The sequence below is a fragment of the Burkholderia sp. AU16482 genome (assembly GCF_002223285.1).
In the GTDB taxonomy this organism is placed as follows: domain Bacteria; phylum Pseudomonadota; class Gammaproteobacteria; order Burkholderiales; family Burkholderiaceae; genus Burkholderia; species Burkholderia semiarida.
On the sequence record NZ_NKEY01000008.1, the window covers coordinates 128,981 to 151,957 of the forward strand.

The following is a 22,977-nucleotide window of genomic DNA, read 5'->3' on the forward strand; positions in this document are numbered from 1 at the left end:
GATCTCGCCGTTTTCCGCGGCTGCATTGTAACGATTCGGCGGCTGCGGCCGCGACCGAACCCCGCCGCATTCCATTCGTCCCGAAACGGTCGCCGACATAAAGCGGCATGACCACGCGAGTTTCCATGGCAAGCCAGCCGTCCGTGCCGTATACACTCGCCCCTTTCGTGGCGGCGGAAGTCCGACGGTACGCTCGACGACATCGACACAGGGCTTCATCCGAAAACCGGCTTCCCTGCCGGCCGTGATCGCACGCGTTGGTGGCCGCGAAACGAGGCAATGCTGGAGAAACCATGATCCGATTTTTCACGCGCTGGTTTGGCAACAAGACAAGCGACCGGAACGACACACCGGACGCGCCCGAGCCGGTTTCCGATGCCGATATCCTGCGCGATCACTTCTCGCCATCGCCAGACGCGTTGGCGGCGCTTGCGAAGCTGGTCGAGCTCATCGTAAAGCCGCTCGACACCGCGACCCGTCACCGTCTCGTCGCCTACGTCCTCGATGCCGAACCCGGAGAAGACACGTCGTCGATACTCGACTGGGTACTGACACGCGACATGAGCGCCCCGGAAACGCTCGACCCTTCCAACTGGTGCCTGTGCATTTCGGTCGACTGGCGCGCATCCGACCAAATCGAATGGCAGGCAAACCAGATGCTCGATACGCTGGGCATCGCCGAGCGCTGGACCTGGGACGGCGAAGGCGACGTACCGGCCGGGCTGCTCGTGCTGGGCGCCTGGCTGGCCGATAAAGGGTACGCGTTGCTTCATCTCGACACCGGACACGACGCCTATACGGCGTTCGCCGTCAGCCAAGACGACCTCGCCGAAGCACTCGCGCTTGCCCATGCCGCGGGTGCGGAAATCTCGATGTACGACGACCTTCGGCCGTGAAAGGCATGCGTCCCGCTCGCCATTCTACGCAATCCGCCGCGCCCCCTACCCCAGCGCCCTGACCATCCGCTCCATCAACGCGAGCACCTCCGGTCGATTCTCGCCCTTCGCATGCACGAAGTGATAGCTGAGCAGCGAATCGACTTCGTGGCGGCTCACGCGCACGAGTGCGCTGCGCCGCAGATACGCATCCGCAAGCGGTGTTCGCGCAAGCGCCACGCCCAGCCCCGCTTCGGCCGCCGCCAGCACGAGGTTGTAATCCTCGAACCGGCGATCCTGCGCACGCGGCTTGAACGGAATGCCGAGCGCATCGAACCACGTGCGCCAGCCGGTCACGTCGGAATCGTGCAGCAACGGCATGTCGAGCAGCGCGGCATCGCCCGTTGCGCGGCGCATCCTGGCCAGTTGCGCGGCGAGCCGCGGATGCGCGACCGGATACAGCCGTTCCGGCATGAACGGGCGGGTTTCAAGCTGACGCCAGTTGCCGCGCCCGTACCGGATCGACAGATCGGCTTCGCCGCCGGCGATATCCACGTTGCGCAGCTCGATGCCGAGCTCGATGCGCAGCGCGGGCGCTTCACGCTCGAGCGCAGGCTGCCGCTCCAGCAGCCACAGCTGCGCGAACGCGGGCACCACGCTCATCCGGACCAGCCGCGGCGTGCGCGGCGAGCGCCACTGATCGGCCGCGCTGTCGATGATCGCGAACGCCTGCTCGATCCGGCCGACGAAGCGCTGCCCGTCCGGCGTCAGGCGCACGCCGCGCGCATGCCGCTCGAACAGCGCCATCCCGAGCCAGTTTTCCACGGCGGCCACCCGCCGGCTGATCGCGCCGTGCGTGACGCCGGAGACGTCGGCGGCCGCGAGAAACGAACCCTCGCGCGCGACCGTGCAGACCGTCTCCAGGCTCGCGAGCGGCGGCCGCGGGCCCGGCATCGGGGTGGCGGCCACCGGGCGCGCATGCGCCGGACCGTCTGCCCGCCGCGCCGCCGAGCTGTGAGCCATATTCATATCCGGGTGTTGATCTGTGCGCTAGCTTAGCATCTCGCCATGCCGCACCATTACCGCATGAATACGCTTTCGTCACCGACGTCGCGCGGCGCGCGACAACCGCTCGTCGCGGCAGCGGCCGTCGCGTTCACGATCGTCTCGTGGGCGTCCGCCTTCCCGTTCATCCGGATCGGCCTGCACGGCCTCGCACCGCTGCAGCTCGCGGCCGCGCGCTTCGCGACCGCTGCGTTGCTCGTGATCGCGTGGCTCGCGTGGCGACGGCCGCCGCTGCCGACGAAAGGCGATGCGTGGCGCTTTCTCGCGTGCGGCCTGCTCGGCATCGCACTCTACAACGCGCTGCTCAATACCGGCGAGCAAACCGTGTCGGCCGGCGCGGCGAGTTTCATCGTGAACACGCTGCCGATCTTCACCGCGTTGCTGGCCGCCGTGTTTCTGCGCGAGCGCTTCGATCGCTGGGGCTGGCTCGGCTCGCTGATCAGCCTGGCCGGCATCGCGGTGATCGCGCAAGGGCAGCCGGGCGGCCTCGTCCTCGGCTCGGGAAGCACGCTGATTCTCGGCGCGGCGCTGTGTTCGGCCAGCTATTTCGTGTTGCAGCGGCGGCTGATTCCCGTGTACGGCGCGCTGCCGTGCACCGCATACACGCTGCTGGCGGGCGCGGCGCTGCTCGCGCCGTGGCTGCCCGGCGCGCTCGTGTCGCTCGGCGGCGGGTCGCGCGATACGGCGCTGGCCGTCGTGGTGCTCGGCGTCTTTCCCGCCGCGCTCGGTTACGCGACATGGACCTTCGCGCTCGGCTACTTCGGCGCCGCGCGCGCGGCCAGCTTTCTCTACCTGACGCCGGCGGTTGCGACACTGCTGTCGATGGCGCTGACGGGCGAGCGGCCCGGCATCGCGACGGCGTGCGGCGGCCTGCTGGCGATTGCAGGCGTGACCGTCGTCGCATGGCGCGGACGGTCGTAGGTCGAGATGGCGGCGATTGCGTGGCCAACGCGACGATCCGAAAGCCGAAGCGGGCCGGTCGGGAAAAGCCCCGGTTTCTGCCGAACTGGACGAATGGCGCGGTCAATGCAATCGGCACGCATTCGTTGATGCTGGCGAACCAGACCGTTAGTTGCATAACGACGGCTGTCGCTGCCGATGAAGCATGACCATGCAACCGGATACGCGATTCGCAATTGACCAAACTGTGCAGACAAATCGACCAAACAGTTCCGGATTGACCGCACGTCAGTGTCCATGGCTTCGCCGCGACGACCGGCCGAATAATGGATACGGCCGTAAGGCCGACGACAGCGAATCGCAATCCGCAGGCCACCGCGGCGCCCGATTTCCGGTATCCGGAACCTTCGACATTCGCGCGCCGGCAAGCGCCGCAACAGCCCGCCACTCGGGGCACGGCGGCACGCGGAAGCGGGTTCCGATATATTCATACGAATTGCATCGCGTCAGGCGCCGGTCCGCCCGCTCGCCCGGGCGGCAGGTCACCCGGCCGCACGCCATGCAAGCGAGCCCGTGACGGGTAGTGAAAATCGTCCGATCGCGCCGGCTGCGGCCGGCCGGTCGAGACGTCAATAGAAAGACATTCAATTCGGAGATGACAGATGGAACGAAGCACTGTCGGCATGCGCTGCAAACCCCTGATCACCGTTGCATTGGCTGCCGCCGCGTTCGCGGCCGCCTCGGGCGCGATGGCCGATCAAGTGGTGAAGATCGGCAGCGTCGAACCGACGACGGGTGGCATCTCGCACCTCGGCAAGGACAACGAGAACGGCGCGCGCCTCGCAGTCGAGGAAATCAACGCGAAGGGCCTGACGATCGGCGGCAAGAAGATCACGCTGCAGCTCGACGCGCAGGATGACGCGGCCGACCCGCGCCAGGCGACGCAGGTGGCGCAGAAGCTCGTCGACGACAAGGTCGTCGCCGTCATCGGCCACCTGAACTCGGGCACGTCGATCCCGGCGTCGAAGATCTACAGCGACGCGGGCATCGTGCAGATCTCGCCGTCTGCCACGAACCCGACCTACACGCAGCAAGGCTTCAAGACCACCTACCGCGTGGTCGCGACCGATGCGCAGCAGGGCCCGGCGCTCGCGAGCTATGCACAGTCGAAGGGCGTGAAGAGCGTCGCGGTGATCGACGATTCGACCGCGTACGGCCAGGGCCTCGCGAACGAGTTCGAGAAGAAGGCGAAGGCGCTCGGCCTGAAGGTGCTGTCGCACGACGCGACCAACGACAAGGCGGTGGACTTCCGCGCGATCCTGACCAAGATCAAGGGCGAGAACCCCGACGCGATCATGTACGGCGGCATGGACGCCACCGGCGGCCCGCTCGCGAAGCAGGCGAAGCAGCTCGGCCTGCGCGCGAAGATCCTGTCCGGCGACGGCGTGTGCACGGACTCGCTCGCGCAACTGGCCGGCCCGGCGGCCGACAACGTGCTGTGCTCGCAGGCAGGCGCTGCGCTCGAGAAGATGCCGGGCGGCGCGGACTTCCTCGCGAAATACCAGAAACGCTTCAACCAGGGCATCAAGTTCGACGCACCGTTCGCGTATGACGCGGTCTACATCGCGGTCGACGCGATGAAGCGCGCGAACTCGACCGATCCGGCGAAGATCCTCGCGGCGATGCCGGCGACGAAGTACGACGGCGTGATCGGCACGACGACGTTCGACTCGAAGGGCGACCTGACGCACGGGATCATCTCGATCTACGGCTACAAGAGCGGCAAGAAGACCTTCCTCGACCAGGTGAAGATGTAACCCCACGCGGCGCCGGCACGACGGGGACGCCACCCGTCGACGCCGGCGCCGCGCGGGCCGAATGCCGATTCACGGAGACGAAGCATCATGTGCGCAATGGCGTATGCGGAATTCCAGCAGGAGTTGAAGAAGGCGCAGTTGACGGCGCGCGAGTTCGCCCGCCTGATCCGGATGAACGAAAGTTCGATCACCAACTATTCGAGCAAGGGCACCGTCCCTTCCCACCTCGCGGTCATCGCGAAACTGATCGGCACGCTGGCCGCGCACGAGATCGACTTCCGGCGCGTGATCCGGCAAATGCGGATCGAGCCGAAACGGCCGCGCGGCGTCGGCGTGCTTCCCGCGGCGGAAAAACCGCGGGCGCGTAAAGCGGCGAAAGCCGACGCCTGACCCGCGCCGGCGGCAGTCGACAGCGGCACGGGGTTGCCGCTCGACGCGCGATCGACGCCGCCTAGGCGGCGCGCCCCGCACCGCCCTGTTGTCACCCCACGGCCCGCACATGGTCGAGCAGCGCCTGCAACGGATGGCGCATCTGCTTCGACGACAGGCGTTTCACCTGGCTGCGGCACGAATACCCGGTCGCCAGCGCCTCGCCTTCCTGCTCCGGCCCGTCAACGTGCGCGGCCCAAGACTGCGCATAGATCGTCTTCGACGTCGCGAGATTGCGCGCCTCGTGCCCGTACGTGCCCGACATCCCGCAACACCCGGCCGCCTGAACCTGCAAGCGCAGCCCGCGACGCGCGAACACCTGCACCCATTGCTTGCCGCTGTCCGGCGCATTGGTCTTCTCGGTGCAGTGCGGCAGCAGCCGATATGAAACCGTCGCCCCGCCCGCACCGGCTTCCGGCAGCACATCGAGCAGCCATTCCTGCGGCAGCGCGACCTTCGGCACGTCGGTGAGCCCCGTCACCTTCCGGTACTCCTGCCGATACGTCAGCGTCATCGCCGGATCGAGGCCGACCAGCGCGACGCCCGAGCGCGCGAGCGCGGCCAGTTGCGTCGCGTTGCGCACCGCCGCCTTTTCGAATGCGTGAAGAAACCCCTGCACGTGCAGCGCCTTGCCGTTCGGCGCGAGCGGCGCGAGCCACGCCTGGAAGCCCAGGCGCGCCGCCAGCTCGATCAGCGTCGCCAGTTGCTCGGTATCGAAGTAGCGCGTGAACGTGTCTTGCACGATGACGACGCTGCGCGCGCGCTGCGCATCGCTCAGCGCGGCGAGCGCATGCGGATCGGCCGGCTTCACGCGCCATGCGCGGATCACGGCCGCGAGATCGAAACGGCTCAGCAGCGGGCTGTCGACCATGCCGATCCGACGCTCGAGCAGCGTCCGCACCCAGCCGGCGCCCATCAGCCAGTTGTACAGCGCCGGCACGCGCGCCATCCACGGCATCGTGAATTCGAGCGAGCCGATCAGGTAGTCGCGCAGCGGCCGCAGGTACCGCTGGTGATACAGCTCGAGAAAGCGCGAGCGGAACTCGGGCACGTTCACCTTGACCGGACACTGTCCCGCGCACGACTTGCACGCGAGGCAACCGGCCATCGCGTCGTACACCTCGTGCGAGAAATCCGCGTCGCCATCGCGGGCGTTGCGGCCGTTGCGCCAGCGCGCGGCCAGACCGCGCAGGAACGGCTGCCGCGTGCGCGCCGCCGCGACGACGTCGACGCCCGCCTGCCCTTGCAGGCGCAACCATTCGCGCATCAGCGACGCGCGCCCCTTCGGCGACTGCACGCGTTCGCGCGTCGCCCTCCACGACGGGCACATCGCGTCGTCCGGATCGAAGTTGTAGCACGCGCCATTGCCGTTGCAATGCATCGCGGTGCCGTAGCTTTGCCACACGCGCTCGTCGATCTGCCGGTCGTGGTCGCCGCGCGTCGGCACCTCGTCGATCTTCAGCAGCCGCAGCGCGGAGTCCGGCGGCGTCGCGATCTTGCCCGGGTTGAACTGGTTGTGCGGATCGAACGCGGCCTTCAGTTGCTGCAGCGACGGATACAGCTCCCCGAAAAACGCCGGCGCGTATTCGGAGCGCACGCCCTTGCCGTGCTCGCCCCATAAAAGGCCACCATGGCGCCGCGTGAGTTCGGCCACCGCATCCGACACGGGCCGCACCAGCGCCGCCTGCTTCGGGTCCTTCATGTCGAGCGCCGGGCGCACGTGCAGCACGCCGGCATCGACGTGGCCGAACATCCCGTACTGCAGCCCGTGGCCGTCGAGCAGCGCGCGGAACTCGGCGATGTACGCGGCGAGGTTCTCGGGCGGCACCGCGGTGTCCTCGACGAACGGCTGCGGACGCGCCTCGCCCTGCACGTTGCCGAGCAGGCCGACCGCGCGCTTGCGCATCGCATACACGCGCTTCACCGCATCGTCGCCGACCGCCAGCGTGTGGCCGAGCCGCACCACGCTCGTATCGGTGCGCAGATGCTCGACGAATGCACGCACGCGCGCATCGACGTCGTGTTCATCGTCGCCGCTGAATTCGATCAGGTTGATGCCGAGCGTCGGACGCGCGTCGTCCTGCGGGAAATACTCGGCCACGCTGCTCCACACGAAGTCCTTCATCGCGAGCATCAGCACTTTCGAATCGACCGTCTCGATCGACAGCGGCCGGTGTTCGAGCAGCGCGCGCGCGTCGCGCAGCGCGTCCATGAAGCCCGCGTAGCGCACGTTGACCAGCACCGAAAACTTCGGGATCGGCAGCACGTTGAGCTTCGCCTCGACGACGAAGCCGAGCGAGCCTTCCGCGCCGCACAGCACGCTGTTCAGGTTGAAGCGGCCGTCCGCCTCGCGCAGGTGCGCGAGGTCGTAGCCGGTCAGGCAGCGGTTGAGTTTCGGAAATTTCGCGTCGATCAGCGCGGCCTTGTCGTCGCGGATGCGCCGCGCGGTGCGATACACCTTGCCGACACGGTCCTGCCGCGCGCAGCGGCGCTCCAGTTCTTCATTGTCGAGCGCGTCGCTGTGCAGCCGCTCGCCGCCCATCAGCACGAAATCGAGTTCGAGCACGTGATCGCGCGTCTTGCCGTACGTGCAGCTGCCCTGGCCGCTCGCGTCGGTGTTGATCATCCCGCCGACGGTCGCGCGGTTCGACGTCGACAGTTCCGGCGCGAAGAAGAGGCCGTGCGGCTTCAGCGCCGCATTGAGCTGATCCTTGACGACGCCGGCCTCCACGCGCACCCAGCGTTCTTCCGCGTTGATCTCGAGGATGCGGTTCATGTTCCGCGACAGATCGACGACGATGCCGTCGGTCAGCGACTGCCCGTTGGTGCCGGTGCCGCCGCCGCGCGCGGCCACCGCGACGTCGCGATGCGCGGGCTCGGCCAGCAGCCGGGCCAGCAACTGGACGTCGTCCGCATGCGCGGGGCAGACCACCGCCTGCGGCAGGCGCTGGTAGATCGAGTTGTCGGTGGCCTGCACGGTCCGGTTCGCGTGGTCCGCGCGGATTTCCCCGGCGAAGCCGGTCGCCCGCAACGCGACGAGAAAATCGCGGTAAACGTTCGCGGACGGATTGGCAGGACGGGGCAACGGGACGATCGACATGGGGCAAAAACGCAATGTGGGTGGAGCCGGCCGGTTCGCGTTCGCCGAAACATGAATTTTTGGCAAGTTTCCGCGCGACCGGGAATTCCAGTATCTTTGTATCTTCCGCCACAAACAAACGAATTCTCACGCGGCAAATCTTGCATAAAACTCATGAATTACCGTCGCCTCACCCCATCGATGTCGCTGCTGCTCGCATTCGAGGCCGCCGCGCGGCATGAAAGCTACACGCGCGCGGCCGACGAGCTGTCGCTGAGCCAGAGCGCGATCAGCCGGCAGGTGCAGACGCTCGAGGATCAGCTCGGCGTACCGCTGTTCCGGCGCGAGGGCCGCTCGGTCAAGCTGACCGAAGTCGGCCGCCGCTATTTCGCCGAGCTGAGCGGCGCGCTCGGGCGCATTCGCGGCGCGACGCTGCAGGCGATGTCGCATCAAGCCGGCGCCGGCTCGCTACGGCTGGCCACCCTGCCGACGTTCGGCTCGAAATGGCTGCTGCCGCACCTGCACGGCTTCTACGCCGCGCATCCGGGTGTGACCGTGCACCTTCATTCACGAATCGGCGCGATCGATTTTCTCAACGACGACCTCGACGCGGCGATCACCGTCGGCGCGGACGACTGGCCGGGCCTGCACGCGCACCGGCTGTACAACGAGTTCCTGATCGCGATCGCGCCGCCCGATACGGGGCGCGGCCGCAAGACCGACACGCGCACGCCGGCCTGGGCCGCGAAGCAGACGCTGCTGGGCGTGACGAGCAATCAGCAGGCCTGGGCCGAGTGGTTCTCGCACTATCGACTCGACCATCGCCAGATGCGCGTCGGCCCGAGCTTCGAGCTGACGTCGCACCTGATTCAGGCCGTGCGCGCGGGAATGGGGATCGGGCTGGTGCCGAAGGTGCTCGTCGAGGATGAATTGAGCCGCGGCGAACTCGTGTCGATCGGCGACGCGATTACCAGCCAGCGCAGCTATTACCTCGTCTACCCGCCGGGCAACGAAACGCTGCCGTCGCTCGTCGCCTTCCGCGAATGGCTGCTGGCGTCGTGCTGACACACGGCGCGTAGCGGCCCTCAGACACGCCATTCGCCGAGAATCTGCTCGGCGAGGTAGTCGCACGGCGGGCGCGCGGACTGCGCGCTGCGCGCGAGCACGACTTCCATTTCGCCGAGCGGCGGCAACCCGTGGCTTTCCGACAGTTGCACGAGATGATCGGGAATACAGCAGCGCGCGAGCGGCGCGACCGCGAGCCCGGCCTCCACCATGCTCAGCAGCCCGAGGTGGCTCGGGCTTTCGTACGACATCCGGTATGGGATCTTCCGTCGATTCAGCGCTCTCACCGCGTGATCGCGCGCCATGCTGCCGCCGTGCGGGAAAAACGCCACCGGCAGCGGCCGCTCTTCCCACACGTTGCGCTTCGGCGAGCCGACCCAGACGAGCGGCTCCATCCGGATCAGCTCGCCCGTCACGCCCTTGATCCGCGTGAGGCACGCGAGATCGACCGTGTTGTCCTTCAGCATCGGCACGAGCGCGCGGCTCGGCTGGCCGATCACGCGCACCTCCACGCGCGGATGCATCGCGGCGAACTTGCCGAGCACCTGCGGCAGCAGCGACGAGATGTAATCGTCGGGCACGCCGATCGTCACGCGGCCGCGAATCTCCGGACGCACGACCGACGCCCACGCCTCGTCGCGCATCGCGAGCATCCGCCGGCCGTAGTCGGCGAGCATCCTGCCGTCGTCGGTCGCCGTGACGTTGCGCGTGTCGCGGATGAACAGCGGCTTGCCGAGCGCGTCCTCCAGCGTCCTGATCTGCATGCTCACCGCCGACGGCGACCGATGCACGGCCTGCGCGCCCTGCGCGAACGATCCGGAATCCGCGACGGCGACCACCATCGCGAGCACATCGAGGTCGAGCTTTTTCATGTCGATTCAGAAAAACTGATCAATCGATTCAGTTTATCCCGTTTTACTGTTCGCCTCCATCGCCGGAGAATGACCTGCGTCGGCACTCACTCGATGCAGGAAGCGGAAAACATGCACACGTCCGGATCGCTCTACGGGTTCCTCGTCATCGGCGGCATGCTCGCGGTCACGCCGGGGCCGAACATGGTCTACGTGATGTCGCGCTCGATCGCGCAAGGGCGCGCGGCCGGCCTCGTTTCGCTCGCCGGCGTGATGATCGGCTACCTGTTCTACATGTTCGCCGCGGCGTTCGGCATCACGACGCTGTTCATGAGCGTGCCCTATGCGGGCAGCGTGCTGGGCGCGGTCGGGGCGGCCTATCTGCTGTATCTCGCATGGCAGGCGGTGCGGCCGGGCGGCCGCTCGCCGTTCGAGGTGAAAACGCTGCCGAACGAGCAGCCGTTGCGGCTGCTCGCGATGGGCGCGACGACCAGCGTGCTGAACCCGAAGCTCGCGATGCTGTTCGTGTCGCTGCTGCCGCAGTTCATCGACTACGGGCGAGGCAGCGTGTTCGGCCAGTCGTTGTTTCTCGGCTCGCTGCTGATTGCCGCGTTCGCGTCGGCCAACGGGCTGGTGGCGATCTGCTCGAGCAGCCTCGCGAGGTTCCTGCACGGCCGTCCCGCGCTGCTGCTCGCGCAGCGCTGGGCGATGGGCGCGGTGCTCGGCGGCCTCGGCGCGGAGATGGTGATCGAGGCATCGAAGATGGCGGGCATCACGTAAGCGTCGTGCCGCCGCGCGGGCCCGCACGATCGCGGGCCGCGCGCAGGCGACCGGTCGGCGTCACGCGGCCACTGCCTGCCGCTGCGCCTCGAGCTCGCGCACGAGCGGCAGCACGCGCTTGCCGAAGTACTCGACCTCCTCGATGAAATGCAGGAACCCGGCCAGCACGAGATCGACGCCGATCGCCTTCAGCGCGACGATCCGCTCGGCGATCTGCCGCGGCGTGCCGATCAGGTTCGTGCGAAAGCCGTCGTTGTACTGCACGAGATCCTCGAACGTCGATTTCGCCCAGTTGCCCTCGCCCTCGGGCGACGCCTTGCCGGCCTGCTTCACCGCATCGCCGAACGCGTGCACGGCCTCGACGTGCGCATGCCGGATGATGTCGTCGAGCACGGCTTTCGCCTCTTCCTCGGTGTCGCGCGCGATCACGAACGCATTGACGCCGATCCGCACGCGATGGTTGTTCGCGGCCGCCTTCGCGCGGATGTCGTCGATCTGCGCCTTCAGGTTCTCCGGCGTATTGCCGTTCGTGAAATACCAGTCCGACACGCTCGCCGCGTTGTCGCGCGCCGCGCGCGAGCTGCCGCCCTGGAAGATTTCCGGATGCGGCTTCTGCACCGGCTTCGGGCTCAGCGTGTAGTCGTTGAAGCGGTAGAAGTCGCCCTTGAACGTGAAATTGTCCTGCGTCCAGATGCCCTTGAGCGCCTGGATGAATTCCTTCGAGCGCCGATAGCGTTCGTCGTGCTCGAGCCACGGCTCGCCGATCGCGGTGAATTCGCCCTTGAACCAGCCGCTCACGACGTTGATCGCGATGCGCCCGTTCGAGATGTGGTCGATCGTCGCGAGCTGCTTCGCGACCACGGCCGGATGCCACGGCCCCGGCAGGATCGCGGCGAGCACCTTGAGCTTCGTCGTCGCATGCAGCAACGCCTGGCTGAACGACACCGACTCGTGCTGATATTCGGCGCCGTAGCCGGCCGTGAAGCGGATCTGGCTCAGCGCGTAGTCGAAGCCGGCTGTCTCGGCCGTGCGCGCGAGCTTCTGGTTGTATTCGAGGCTCCAGTCGGTGCGCTGCTCGATCGTGCTCACGACGAGGCCGCCGCTGACGTTCGGCACCCAGTACGCGAATTTGACGCCGTCGGCGGAAGGGTCGGGAAGGCTCATGAAGGTGTCCTGGTCGAAGGGGAAACGAAAAAGCGGCTTACGCGGCCGCGGCGGAAAGCACATGCGTGCGCAGTTGCGGCACCGCGCGATTCACCGCGAGCGCGATGCGCTCGCGCAACGCCGGGCTGGCGATCTGGTACGCGTTGAAATCGCTTTCGGACGCGTACACGCCGATCGGCAGCGTGCGTGCCTGGAAGAAGCTGAACAACGGACGCAGCTGATGGTCGATCACGAGCGCATGCCGCTCGCTGCCGCCGGTGGCCGCGAGCAGCACGGGCACGTCGACGAGCGCGTCGTGGCGCACGAGGTCGAACAGGTGCTTGAAAAGGCCCGTGTACGACGCGCGGTACACCGGACTCGCGACGACGAGCGCGTCTGCCGTCTCGATCGCGCGGATCAGCGCATCGAGATCGGCCGGCACCTGCGCACGCGTCAGCGCGCCGGCCAGCCGGCTGCCGATCTCGCCGAGTTCGATCAGCCGCGTATCGATCGGCAGCGCGGCGCCGAGCGCCGTGACGATCGCGTCGGTCAGCGCCAGCGTGCGCGACGGCCGCTGCAGGCTACCCGATATCGCGACGACGTTGAGGGTGTGGCTCATGCCATGTGTTCCCTTGGTGGAGCCGCGTGCAGTGCGGCGATACCGGTTCGGGGCAGCAAGGAGCGTGCCATCGGCTCGGGTTCGCGGCGGCAAGGTCGTCTGCACTCCGAAACTTTGCGCCATCGCCCGTCAGAACTGGCGCTCGACCAAATGCGCGACAGTGGCAAGCGTTTCGGTTCGTGCGTCACATCGATATTCCGCAACGTGATGAATCCGGCGCAGCGGGCCTGCTGATGCGCTGCTGATCAGGCAGCAGCGCATCACGCGCGACAACACCCGATTCGACGTTCGAGCGTCACGGCGCCGCCACGTTTCCGCGCCGTTGCGGGTTCCGCAGCAATCGCGCTTTGGTTATCAGAAATCGATGCTTTTCGCGCGCGGCGAAACGTTCAACACTCTGCTGATCACGCAGCAGCCGCCCCGCATCGCCTGGCCATCCAACGGTTCATCGCCATGACTTCCATTTCCCCATCGCCGCGCCCGCTCAATCTTCGTGTCGTCACCGCGCCCCGCGACCTCGCCGAGCTTCAGGCCGAGGCGCCCGTGCTCACGCGGCCCGAACGTCACGCGCAGCCCTGTGCGCAAGCGCAGGTGTTCGCCGATCCGCGTTCGCTCGCGCTGCTCGAACAGGTTCGCCGCGTCGCGCCGAGCGACGCGAACGTGCTGATCGTCGGCGAGACGGGCACCGGCAAGGAACTGATCGCGCGCCGCGTGCACGATCTCGGCGCCCGTCGCGACGGGCCGTTCGTCGCGGTGAACTGCGGCGCATTCTCCGAAACGCTCGTCGACAGCGAACTGTTCGGCCACGAGAAAGGCGCGTTTACGGGTGCGATCAACGCGAAGCCCGGCTGGTTCGAAGCCGCGCACGGCGGTACGCTGTTTCTCGACGAAATCGGCGACCTGCCGCTCGCGATGCAGGTCAAGCTGCTGCGCGTGCTGCAGGAACGCGAGGTCGTACGGCTCGGTTCGCGCACGGGGATTCCGGTCGACGTGCGCGTGGTCGCGGCGACCAACGTCGACTTGCAGCAGGCCGTCGCGGCCGGACATTTTCGCGGCGACCTGTTCTACCGGCTCAACGTCGTGCAGCTCGCGGTCCCGCCGCTGCGCGAGCGCCCGGGCGACATCCTGCCGCTCGCGCGGCACTTCTTCGACATGTACCGCGACCGGCTCGGCAGCGGCCCGCGCCGCATCGATCCGCGCGCCGAGCGTCGGCTCGAGGCGCACGGCTGGCCGGGCAATATCCGCGAACTGGAGAACGTGATCCATCACGCGCTGCTCGTGAGCCGCCACGACGCGCTGCAGGACACCGACCTGCACATCGCGCCGCCATGCCGCCCGACCGTTGCCGCGCCAGCAGCCGATTCGCCCGCCGACGCACAGGCGGCGCTCGAACACGCGCTGCGCGACCTGTTCGACGAAGGGCACGGCAATCTCTTCGAACACATCGAGGACACGGTCATGCGCGTCGCGTTCGAATTCAGCCATCGCAACCAGATCCGGGCCGCGCAGTTGCTCGGCATCAGCCGCAACGTGCTGCGTGCGCGGCTGATTCGCGCGAAGGCGATCGCCGCGCTCAAGTAGCGGCATCCGGCGCGCGCCGCCGTTCCGCTCCGGCGCGATCACGTCGCGATCCGTGTCGCGACGTCCGAACCTGATGTATCGTGGCGCCAGGCGTACGCTTCGTTGCCCGCCCCGCATCCGGTCGTCGGTTATGCGATCGCCTGCGACCGGCAACCGCTCACGCACGATCCTCCGCAACACGAAAGCCGTCCGGCGCCCGTGCGCGTCCGGCCGAGCCCCGTTCACCCGTCCGGAACCCGTCGCCATGAAAAAGCTAGTAAACCGCCCGTCCGACGTCGTGCGAGAGATGCTGGAAGGCATCGCGCGGCAATCGCCGCATCTCGCGATCCTCGGCGACGAGCACGTGCTCGTCCGCCAGCCGCTGCCCGAGCCGTCGCAGCGGCCGGTCGCGATCCTGTCCGGCGGCGGCAGCGGCCACGAGCCCGCGCACGGCGGCTATGTCGGCGAAGGGATGCTGAGCGCGGCCGTGTGCGGCGAAGTGTTCACGTCGCCGTCGACCGACGCCGTGCTCGCCGCGATTCGCGCGAGCGCCGGCCCGAACGGCGCGCTGCTGATCGTGAAGAACTACACCGGCGACCGGCTCAATTTCGGGCTCGCCGCCGAGCTCGCACGCGCGGAAGGCATTCCGGTCGAAACCGTGATCGTCGCCGACGACGTCGCGCTGCGCGGCCGCGTCGAGCGCGGCCAGCGGCGCGGGATCGCCGGCACCGTGCTGATCCACAAGCTCGCGGGCGCCGCCGCCGCGCGCGGGCTGCCGCTTGCCCGCGTCGCGGGTATCGCGCGCGACGCGGCAGCCGAGCTCGGCACGATGGGCGTCGCGCTCGACGGCTGCACGATCCCGGGCGCCGACAAATCGGGCTTCAGCCTCGCCGATCACGAGATCGAGCTGGGCCTCGGCATCCACGGCGAGAAAGGCGTCGAGCGCCGCGCGCCGCTGCCGGCCGACGCGCTGGCCGACACGCTGCTGTCGAGCATCGTCGCCGATCTCGTGCTCGAGCGCGACGAGCGCGTCGCGCTGTTCGTCAACGGCCTCGGCGCGACGCCGGACATGGAACTCGCGATCGTGCTGCGCGCCGCGTTCGACAACCTGAGCCGGCGCGGCATCGTCGTCGCGCGCGCATGGGCAGGCACGTTCCTGTCCGCGCTGAACATGCCGGGCTGCTCGATCTCGGTGCTGCGGCTGAACGACGAGCGCGCGGCGCTGCTCGATGCGCCGACGCAGGCGCGCGCATGGCCGGGCGGCGGCATCGTGAACACACGGATTCGCGTGGCCGCGGCCGCGTCGCAGGACGCGCCGCTGCCGCCGCTCGACGCAGCCGGCCGCGCGTGGGCCGCGCGCCTGCAACCGGCGCTGCACGCGGTGGCGCAAACATTGATCGACCACGAGCAGACGTTGACGGATCTCGATGCGGCAGCCGGCGACGGCGATCTCGGCGCGAGCATGCGGCGCGCCGCGCAGGCGATCCTCGAACTACCCGACACCGCGTACGGCACGCCGTCCGGTGCGCTCGCGGCGCTCGGCGCCGCGTTGCGTCGCGCGATCGCCGGCAGCTCCGGTCCGTTCTATGCGACCGCGCTGCTGCGCGCGTCGCGCCGGCTGGCCGATATCGCCGAGCCGTCGCCGCGCGACTGGGCCGCGGCATTGCGCGCGGCGGTGGATTCGATCAGCGAACTCGGCGGCGCGCAGGCCGGCGACCGGACGATGCTCGATGCGCTGGTGCCGGCCGTCGACGCATTCGGCCGCGCGCTCGATGGCGATCGCGATCCCGCGAGCGCATGGGCGGCGGCCGTCGACGCGGCCGAGCGAGGCGCGCGGGAAACGGCACGCATGACGCCGCGCGCGGGACGGGCCAGCTATCTCGGCGAACGCGCGATCGGTACGCCGGATGGCGGCGCGGTGGCCGTCGCGTACTGGCTGCGCGCGCTGCTGCCGCACGTGCGGTAACGGGCGCGCGCGGCCGCGCTCAGACGCCCTCGACCAGCACCGCGCGATAGCGCGCGCCCTTGAACCGGTGCTGGACGACCTTCTGGTATTCGGGGCCGTGATACCACGCGTGCGCGGCCTCCTTCGACGGGAACTCGACGATCACGACGCCTTCCGGGCCTTCACCCTCGAGGGTTTCCTGCGGCCCATAAGCGGCGAGCACCTTCACCGGATGGCCGGCGAGGGTCGCACCGACCTGGCTCGAGTAGAGGTCGAGCTCATGCTGGTCCTGCGTGCTTTCCCGTGTAAAGACGATGTAGGTCGCCACGATATGCGCTCCTGATGAAGGGTGAAAAAAGGGACGCCACGCGCCGCACACTCCGACGAATCCCGCATGGCTGCGCGCAGCTTACCGCCATTCGCCGGCCGGCGCCGCGGCGAGCCGGCCCCGGCCTCCGCCGGCCCCCCGCCACGGCGCGGGAAAACCCCGATCTCCACATCGTCCTATGACATCGGGCATCGCTAATTGGCGGGATTACTTTGATCCTCGTCGGCGCCCGCCCGGGCGCATGCTGATAGCGAGGACCCTCATGCGATACGTGCCATCGTGGACTTCCGTTTCCGCCGCGTCGTCGATTCCCGACGATACAACCACCCAGCGCGGCGACGAGCCGCACAGCCTGCCGCGGGTCGCGATCACGGCCGCCGCCCTCGGCAACGCGACCGAATGGTTCGATTACGGTATTTACGCGTACGGCCTCGCGTACATTTCCGCCGCGCTCTTTCCCGGCAACACGGCCAGCGCGACGCTGTTCGCGCTCGGCACGTTCGCGATCTCGTTCCTGATCCGCCCGCTCGGCGGCCTGTTCTGGGGGCCGCTCGGCGACCGGCTCGGCCGCAAGCGCGTGCTCGCGCTGACGGTCCTGACGATGTCGGGCGCAACCTTGCTCGTCGGCTTGCTGCCGAGCTACGCGACGGCCGGCTGGCTGGCGCCGGCCGCGCTGATCGTGCTGCGCATGGTGCAGGGCTTCTCGACCGGCGGCGAATACGGCGGTGCGGCGACCTTCATCGCCGAATACGCGCCCGATTCGCGGCGCGGCCTGTGCGGCAGCTTCCTCGAATTCGCGACGCTCGCCGGCTTCTCGCTCGGCGCGTTCCTGATGCTCGGCTTCGCGCTGCTGCTCGGCGATTCGGCGATGCATGCGTGGGGTTGGCGCCTGCCGTTCCTCGTCGCGGCGCCGCTCGGCCTGATCGGCTTCTACCTGCGCTCGCGCCTCGAGGAAACGCCGGTGTTCCGCGAACTCGAGGAGCAGGCGCACCGCCGCGAGAAAAGCGTCGCCGTCGCGCTGCCGATCCGGCTGCTGCTGGTGCGCTATGCGAAGCCGCTGCTGCTGCTCGGCGGGCTCGTCGTCGCATTGAACGTCGTCAACTACGTGCTGCTCGCGTACATGCCGACCTACATGCACAAGGAGCTCGGCGTCAGCGAAAACATGTCGCTGCTGATTCCGCTGATCGGCATGCTCGCGATGATGGTGCTGCTGCCGTTCGCCGGCTGGCTGTCGGATCGCGTCGGCCGCAAGACGATGTGGTGGATCTCGCTCGTCGGGCTGTTCGTCGCGGCCGTGCCGATGTTCACGCTGATGACGCACGGCCCGCTCGGCGCGTTCGTCGGCTTCGCGGTGCTCGGCGTGCTCTACGTGCCGCAGCTCGCCACCATTTCCGCGATGTTCCCGGCGATGTTCCCGACCCACGTCCGGTATGCGGGCATGGCGATCGCCTACAACGTGTCGACGTCGCTGTTCGGCGGCACCGCGCCGATCGTCAACGACTGGCTGATCGGCAAGACCGGCAACGCACTGATTCCCGCGTACTACATGATGGCCGCCTGCGCGGTCGGGCTGATCGCGCTGCTGGCGGTGATCGAGACGCGCGGATGTTCGCTGCGCGGCGACACGCTCCCCGGCCAGCCGGGCTGACCCGCGCGCCGGCCGCGCCCGGCTTCCCATAAACGGCAACCATTGCATCGCCCGCCGTCCGGCAACGGACGGCGGGCGACGTGCATTTCGGGCCACCGAAGCCGCGGCCCGATTGTTGTCGTCCGGACAACACGATGTGCCCCCGCGCGGCGCTGTCGGCGTGTGTCGGCCGTCACTACAATCGTTGACACGCTCGACCGGAATCCGGGCGAACCGAAGCGCGGCCTTCACGATCGCGCCAGCGAGCCGCGCCGTGCCGCGCGGCTTACCTCTCTCGACGAACAGGACTACTGAACATGAACGCACCCATCCGCAACGTCCGGCCGGTTACCGCCCGCCTGGGCAACGAATCTTCGGGCGAGCTCGTTTCGTCCCGCTACGCGGTGCGCATCGGCGACGTCGATGTCGTGCTGATCAGCGACGGCGTGCTGCCGCTGCCGACTTCCACCATGTCCACCAACGTGAGCGAAGCGGACCGCAACGCGTGGTTCGACGGCCGTTTCCTGCAACGCGACATGTTCGACTGGGCGCTCAACATCGCGCTCGTGCGCAGCGGCGATCGCCTGATCCTGATCGATTCGGGCGTGGGCGACGGTTTCGAATACTTCACGCGCGCCGGGCGCTCGGTGATGCGTCTGGAATCGGCCGGCATCGATCTGGCCGCGATCACCGATATCGTGATCACGCACATGCACATGGATCACGTCGGCGGGCTGAACGTCGACGGCGTCAAGGCGAAGCTGCGCCCCGACGTACGCATTCACGTGTCGGCCGCGGAAGTGGCGTTCTGGAAGCATCCGGACTTCAGCAAGACGGTGATGCCGGAAACCGTTCCGCCCGCGCTGCGCAAGGCGGCAGCGAGGTTCATGGAGCTCTACGGCGAACACGTCGTGCAGTTCGATCGCACCGTGGAAGTCGCCGCGGGCGTGTCGGCGCGGGTGACGGGCGGGCATACGCCGGGGCACTGCGTGGTCGACATCGCATCGAACGGAGAAAAGCTGACGTTCGCGGGCGATGCGATTTTCGAAGTCAACTTCGACAATCCCGACTGGCAAAACGGCTTCGAACACGATCCCGAAGCGGCGGTCGACGTGCGTCTCGCGCTGTTCAACGAAGCCGCGGACACCGGCTCGATGCTGGCTGCCGCGCACGTCGCGTTCCCGTCCATCGGCCATGTTGCCCGGGACGGCGACGGTTTCCGGTTCGTCCCGGTCGTGTGGGATTACTGAGTGACGGGCGATAGCCGACGCGCGCCGTAGGCGATGCGACGACGGTTTTGCTGAACCGGACCTGCACCCGGACCGGCAAGAAAACACGCCGCCGCACTTGCATGCGGCGGCGTCGCCTCGCGCGCCGGAACGCGCATCAGGATCGCTGACAACTCACGCGACGGCCGAAATATTCCGCTCCGCTACCTCGTCCACCGCATCCTTCACGATCGCGACGATCTCGTCGGCTTCCGCACGCGTCATCACGAGCGGCGGCGCAAAGCCGAGAATGTCGCCGTGCGGCATCGCCCGCGCGATCACGCCGCGCTGCAACGCCGCAGCCGACACCTGCGCGCCGATCTTCAGCGCGGGATCGAACGGCGTACGTGCGTCCTTGTCGGCCATGAACTCGAGCGCGGCCAGCATCCCGACGCTGCGCACTTCGCCGACGAGCGCATGCGCGCCGAATGCATCGCGCAGCTTCGCGCCGAAATACGCGCCGACCTCGGCCGCGTTGCCGACCAGGTTCTCACGCTCCAGAATCGCGAGATTCGCAAGCGCCGCGGCCGCGCATACCGGATGGCCCGAATACGTCCAGCCGTGCCCCATCGGCCCGTGTTCCTGCGAGCCGCGCGCGATCACGTCCCACACCTTCTCGCCGACGATCACGCCCGACAACGGCGCATACGCGCTCGTCAGCCCCTTCGCGACGGTAATCAGGTCGGGCTCGATCCCGAAGTGCTGCGCGCCCATCTTCGAGCCGAGACGCCCGAACCCGCACACGACTTCATCGGAAATCAGCAGGATGTCGTGCTTGCGCAGCACGGCCTGGATCGCGGGCCAGTAGCCGGCCGGCGGTTCGATGATGCCGCCCGTGCCCATCACCGGCTCCGCGATGAACGCGGCGACCGTGTCGGCGCCCTCGCGCGCGATCAGCTTCTCGAGTTCGTCGACGCAGTACGCGACGAACTGCGCTTCGTTCATGCCGGCCGGCGCCTTGCGGTACCAGTGCGGACACACCGTATGCTTCACGCGGTCGATCGGCAGGTCGAAATGCTGGTGGAAGCTCGGCAGGCCCGTGAGGCTGCCCGTCACGATGCCCGAGCCGTGATAGCCGCGCTCGCGCGAGATGATCTTCTTCTTGTTCGGGCGGCCGAGCACGTTGTTGTAATACCAGACGATCTTGACCTGCGTCTCGTTCGCGTCGGAACCCGACATCCCGTAGTAGACCTTCTTCATCCCCGCCGGCGACCAGTCGATGATGCGCGACGACAGCTCGATGATCGCGTCCGACGCGTGGCCGACGTACGTGTGGTAATAGGCGAGCTGCTTCGCCTGTTCGTGCATCGCGTCGGCCACTTCGGTGCGGCCGTAGCCGATGTTCACGCAGTAGAGGCCGGCGAACGCGTCGATATAGCGCTTGCCCTGGTGATCCTCGATGCGGATGCCTTCGCCGCCGCGCACGATCTTGCCCGGCAGCGCGCCGGTCTCGTGGTCGTACGCGTGCGTCGACGGGTGCATGAAGTGGGCGCGGTCCTCGCGCAGCAGTGCGTCGATCGATTGTTTCATGATGGGTTCCTTTGAATGGGTCAGGCCGTCGCCGTAACGGGCAGGCCGAGATTGCCGAGGCAGAAGTACTTGGTTTCAGTGAACGGTTCGAAGCCTTCGGCGCCGCCTTCGCGCCCGAGGCCCGACGCCTTCATCCCGCCGAACGGGATCGGCGCGCCGGTGAATTTCACGCCGTTGACTGACACCATCGCGAAATCGAGCCGCCGCACGAGCTGGAAGATCGTGTCGACGCGCGTCGCGCATACGTAGGCAGCGAGGCCGTATTCGGTGTCGTTGGCCGTTTCGATTGCCTCGTCGAGCGTGTCGAACGCGCCGACGGCCGAGATCGGCGCGAAGTTTTCCTCGTCGACCACGCGCATGCCGGGTGCGGCATCCGCGATCACGGTCGGCTCGTAGAACCAGCCGCCGAGCGCATGCGGCCGGCCGCCCGCGACGATGCGCGCACCGCGCGCCCGCGCATCCTCGACGCGCGCCACGGTCGCGTCGAACGCGGCCTGATGCATCAGCGGGCCGACGTCGACGCCCTGCTCGAACGCGGGCCCCGTCTTCAGCGCGCGCACCGCGTTCGCATACCGTTCGACGAACGCGTCGTACAGCGGGCGCGCGACGAGAATCCGGTTCGCCGCGCAGCAGTCCTGGCCGGAGGTCTGGAACTTCGCGCCGACGGCGATCGGCACCGCCTGGTCGAGATCCGCGTCCTCGGTCACGATGAACGGCGCGTTGCCGCCCAGTTCGAGCGCGATCTTGCGAATGCCGGCCTTCGCGGCGGCTTCGGTCACGAGCCGCCCGACGCGCGTCGAGCCGGTGAAGCTCACCGCACGCACGCGCGCGTCGCCGACCAGCGTTTCCATCGCCATCTGCGGCTCGCCTAGCACGACGTTGAACACGCCGGCCGGGAAGCCGGCCTCGTCGGCGAGCTGCGCGAGCGCGAGCGCCGAGAACGGCGTTTCGTGCGCGGGCTTCACGACCACGGTGCAACCGACCGCGATCGCGGCCGCCGCCTTGCGCGTGATCATCGCGGCCGGGAAATTCCACGGCGTGATCAGCGCCGCGACGCCGACCGGCTCCATCACGGTGCCGAGATGCGCACCGTCGATATGCGTCGGAATCGTGCGGCCCGCGACGCGTTTGGCCTCGTTCGCGAACCATTCGACGAAGCTCGCCGCATAGCGGATCTCGCCGCGCGCTTCGGCCAGCGGCTTGCCCTGTTCCAGCGACAGCAGCGCGGCCAGATCGTCGACGTGACGCAGGATCAGCGCATGCCAGCGCAGCAATGTCGCGCTGCGCGCCGCTTGCGATGTCCAGCGCCAGGTGCCGTACGCGCGCTGCGCGGCATCGACGGCCGCGACGATCTGCGCGCGTTCGAGCATCGGCACGTGACCGATCACGGCCTGATCGGCCGGATTCACGACGGCGACCGTCGCGGCACTGTCGCTGTGGATCCAGCGACCGTCGACGTAGCAGGTCGACTTGAACAGAACGGGGTGTCCGGGCAGCATGCTGCGTCTCCTCGTTGGTGGGCACGGACTTCATTGTGTCGCGCCGGCGCATGCGGAAATTTCGGTTTGCACGACTGGAAATGCCGGTTTTTTCCGTATTGCCGCGCGCCGGCGCGAACTTTCACAACCAGTCCGGCACGCCGCCGGAGGTGCACTTCACGACCTTCGTCACGATGTACGTGAAGTAGCGCTCGATGCCAAGATCTTCCATCAGCAACGCATCGATGAAGCGCTGGTAATGGTCGATGTCGCGCGCGACCACGTGCAGCACGTAGTCCACGCCGCCGCCGGTCGCGTAGCACTGCGCGACCTCGGGCGCCGCGGCCACGCGATCCTCGAAGCGTCGCATGTCGGGCGCGGTATGCCGCGACAGCGTGACCTCGACGACGATGCGGCTGCCGGAGCACGCGCCGATCCAGTCGACGTCCGCGCGATAGCCGCGGATCACGCCGCTTTCCTCGAGCTTGCGCACGCGCTCCCATGCCGGCGAAATCGACAGGTTCACGGCTTCCGCGAGTTTCGACTTCGTGATGCGCCCGTCGCGCTCGAGCAGGCGCAGGATCGCGAGGTCGTATCGGTCGAGCTTGATCACGTCGT

19 protein-coding genes are annotated in these 22,977 nt (G+C 68.0%); 10 read left to right on the forward strand and 9 right to left on the reverse strand.

Annotated elements, in window-relative coordinates; translation table 11 throughout:
• Positions 1-293 precede the first annotated feature (293 nt).
• Positions 294-896 (forward strand): hypothetical protein, encoded by a 603-nt coding sequence (locus CFB35_RS30045; protein WP_059608779.1) that lies wholly within the window; start codon positions 294-296, stop codon positions 894-896.
• 45 nt (positions 897-941) lie between these two features.
• On the opposite strand, the gene CFB35_RS30050 is transcribed toward CFB35_RS30045, so the two are convergent.
• Positions 942-1,904 (reverse strand): LysR substrate-binding domain-containing protein, encoded by a 963-nt coding sequence (locus CFB35_RS30050; RefSeq protein ID WP_089465984.1) that lies wholly within the window; start codon positions 1,902-1,904, stop codon positions 942-944.
• A 57-nt stretch (positions 1,905-1,961) separates the two neighbouring features.
• Between CFB35_RS30050 and CFB35_RS30055 the strand changes: the two genes are divergently transcribed.
• The 3 genes from CFB35_RS30055 (at position 1,962) to CFB35_RS30065 (ending at position 5,047) form a co-directional block, all read left to right on the forward strand.
• Complete coding sequence (locus CFB35_RS30055) at positions 1,962-2,861, forward strand: DMT family transporter (RefSeq protein ID WP_089466026.1); 900 nt, start codon at positions 1,962-1,964, stop codon at positions 2,859-2,861.
• Between the two features lie 641 nt (positions 2,862-3,502).
• Positions 3,503-4,657, forward strand: coding sequence for a branched-chain amino acid ABC transporter substrate-binding protein (locus CFB35_RS30060; RefSeq protein WP_059579457.1), 1,155 nt, complete (start codon positions 3,503-3,505; stop codon positions 4,655-4,657).
• 87 nt (positions 4,658-4,744) lie between these two features.
• Entirely contained in the window at positions 4,745-5,047 is a 303-nt protein-coding gene (locus CFB35_RS30065; RefSeq protein WP_059579460.1) for a hypothetical protein, read from the forward strand.
• A 91-nt stretch (positions 5,048-5,138) separates the two neighbouring features.
• Here the strand turns inward: CFB35_RS30065 and CFB35_RS30070 are convergent, their stop codons facing one another.
• A complete protein-coding gene (locus CFB35_RS30070; protein ID WP_089465985.1) occupies positions 5,139-8,186 on the reverse strand; it encodes an FAD-binding and (Fe-S)-binding domain-containing protein in 3,048 nt (1,015 codons plus the stop codon).
• A 153-nt stretch (positions 8,187-8,339) separates the two neighbouring features.
• Between CFB35_RS30070 and CFB35_RS30075 the strand changes: the two genes are divergently transcribed.
• Positions 8,340-9,230, forward strand: a complete 891-nt coding sequence (locus CFB35_RS30075; RefSeq protein WP_060310015.1) for a LysR substrate-binding domain-containing protein — start codon at positions 8,340-8,342, stop codon at positions 9,228-9,230.
• Between the two features lie 20 nt (positions 9,231-9,250).
• Here CFB35_RS30075 and CFB35_RS30080 read toward each other — a convergent pair whose 3' ends face one another.
• Positions 9,251-10,102, reverse strand: coding sequence for a LysR substrate-binding domain-containing protein (locus CFB35_RS30080; RefSeq protein WP_089465986.1), 852 nt, complete (start codon positions 10,100-10,102; stop codon positions 9,251-9,253).
• Positions 10,103-10,213: 111 nt separating this feature from the next.
• Here CFB35_RS30080 and CFB35_RS30085 point away from each other — a divergent pair, with 111 nt between their 5' ends.
• Positions 10,214-10,861, forward strand: a complete 648-nt coding sequence (locus CFB35_RS30085; protein ID WP_089466027.1) for a LysE family translocator — start codon at positions 10,214-10,216, stop codon at positions 10,859-10,861.
• A gap of 60 nt (positions 10,862-10,921) precedes the next feature.
• On the opposite strand, the gene sfnG is transcribed toward CFB35_RS30085, so the two are convergent.
• Positions 10,922-12,025 carry a dimethylsulfone monooxygenase SfnG gene (gene sfnG, locus CFB35_RS30090; RefSeq protein ID WP_089465987.1) on the reverse strand — a complete coding sequence of 368 codons (1,104 nt, stop codon included), beginning with the start codon at positions 12,023-12,025 and terminating at the stop codon, positions 10,922-10,924.
• A 37-nt stretch (positions 12,026-12,062) separates the two neighbouring features.
• Positions 12,063-12,623: an FMN reductase gene (msuE, locus tag CFB35_RS30095; protein WP_089465988.1), complete on the reverse strand. Its 561-nt coding sequence runs from the start codon at positions 12,621-12,623 to the stop codon at positions 12,063-12,065.
• A 453-nt stretch (positions 12,624-13,076) separates the two neighbouring features.
• Here msuE and CFB35_RS30110 point away from each other — a divergent pair, with 453 nt between their 5' ends.
• Both CFB35_RS30110 and dhaL read left to right on the forward strand, forming a co-directional pair.
• Entirely contained in the window at positions 13,077-14,204 is a 1,128-nt protein-coding gene (locus CFB35_RS30110) for a sigma-54-dependent Fis family transcriptional regulator (protein ID WP_089465990.1), read from the forward strand.
• 244 nt (positions 14,205-14,448) lie between these two features.
• A complete protein-coding gene (gene dhaL, locus CFB35_RS30115; RefSeq protein WP_059579476.1) occupies positions 14,449-16,149 on the forward strand; it encodes a dihydroxyacetone kinase subunit DhaL in 1,701 nt (566 codons plus the stop codon).
• 19 nt (positions 16,150-16,168) lie between these two features.
• On the opposite strand, the gene CFB35_RS30120 is transcribed toward dhaL, so the two are convergent.
• Positions 16,169-16,456, reverse strand: a complete 288-nt coding sequence (locus CFB35_RS30120) for a DUF1330 domain-containing protein (protein ID WP_059579480.1) — start codon at positions 16,454-16,456, stop codon at positions 16,169-16,171.
• Positions 16,457-16,718: 262 nt separating this feature from the next.
• On the opposite strand from CFB35_RS30120, the gene CFB35_RS30125 reads away from it, so the two are divergent.
• Entirely contained in the window at positions 16,719-18,104 is a 1,386-nt protein-coding gene (locus CFB35_RS30125) for an MFS transporter (protein ID WP_059579482.1), read from the forward strand.
• A 296-nt stretch (positions 18,105-18,400) separates the two neighbouring features.
• Positions 18,401-19,333: an MBL fold metallo-hydrolase gene (locus tag CFB35_RS30130; RefSeq protein WP_059579484.1), complete on the forward strand. Its 933-nt coding sequence runs from the start codon at positions 18,401-18,403 to the stop codon at positions 19,331-19,333.
• Between the two features lie 153 nt (positions 19,334-19,486).
• Here CFB35_RS30130 and CFB35_RS30135 read toward each other — a convergent pair whose 3' ends face one another.
• From CFB35_RS30135 to CFB35_RS30145, 3 genes are all read right to left on the reverse strand, one after another.
• Complete coding sequence (locus CFB35_RS30135) at positions 19,487-20,881, reverse strand: aspartate aminotransferase family protein (RefSeq protein ID WP_059579489.1); 1,395 nt, start codon at positions 20,879-20,881, stop codon at positions 19,487-19,489.
• Between the two features lie 20 nt (positions 20,882-20,901).
• Positions 20,902-22,380, reverse strand: coding sequence for an NAD-dependent succinate-semialdehyde dehydrogenase (locus CFB35_RS30140; RefSeq protein WP_059579492.1), 1,479 nt, complete (start codon positions 22,378-22,380; stop codon positions 20,902-20,904).
• 121 nt (positions 22,381-22,501) lie between these two features.
• A complete protein-coding gene (locus tag CFB35_RS30145; RefSeq protein WP_059579495.1) occupies positions 22,502-22,972 on the reverse strand; it encodes an Lrp/AsnC family transcriptional regulator in 471 nt (156 codons plus the stop codon).
• Positions 22,973-22,977 lie beyond the last annotated feature (5 nt).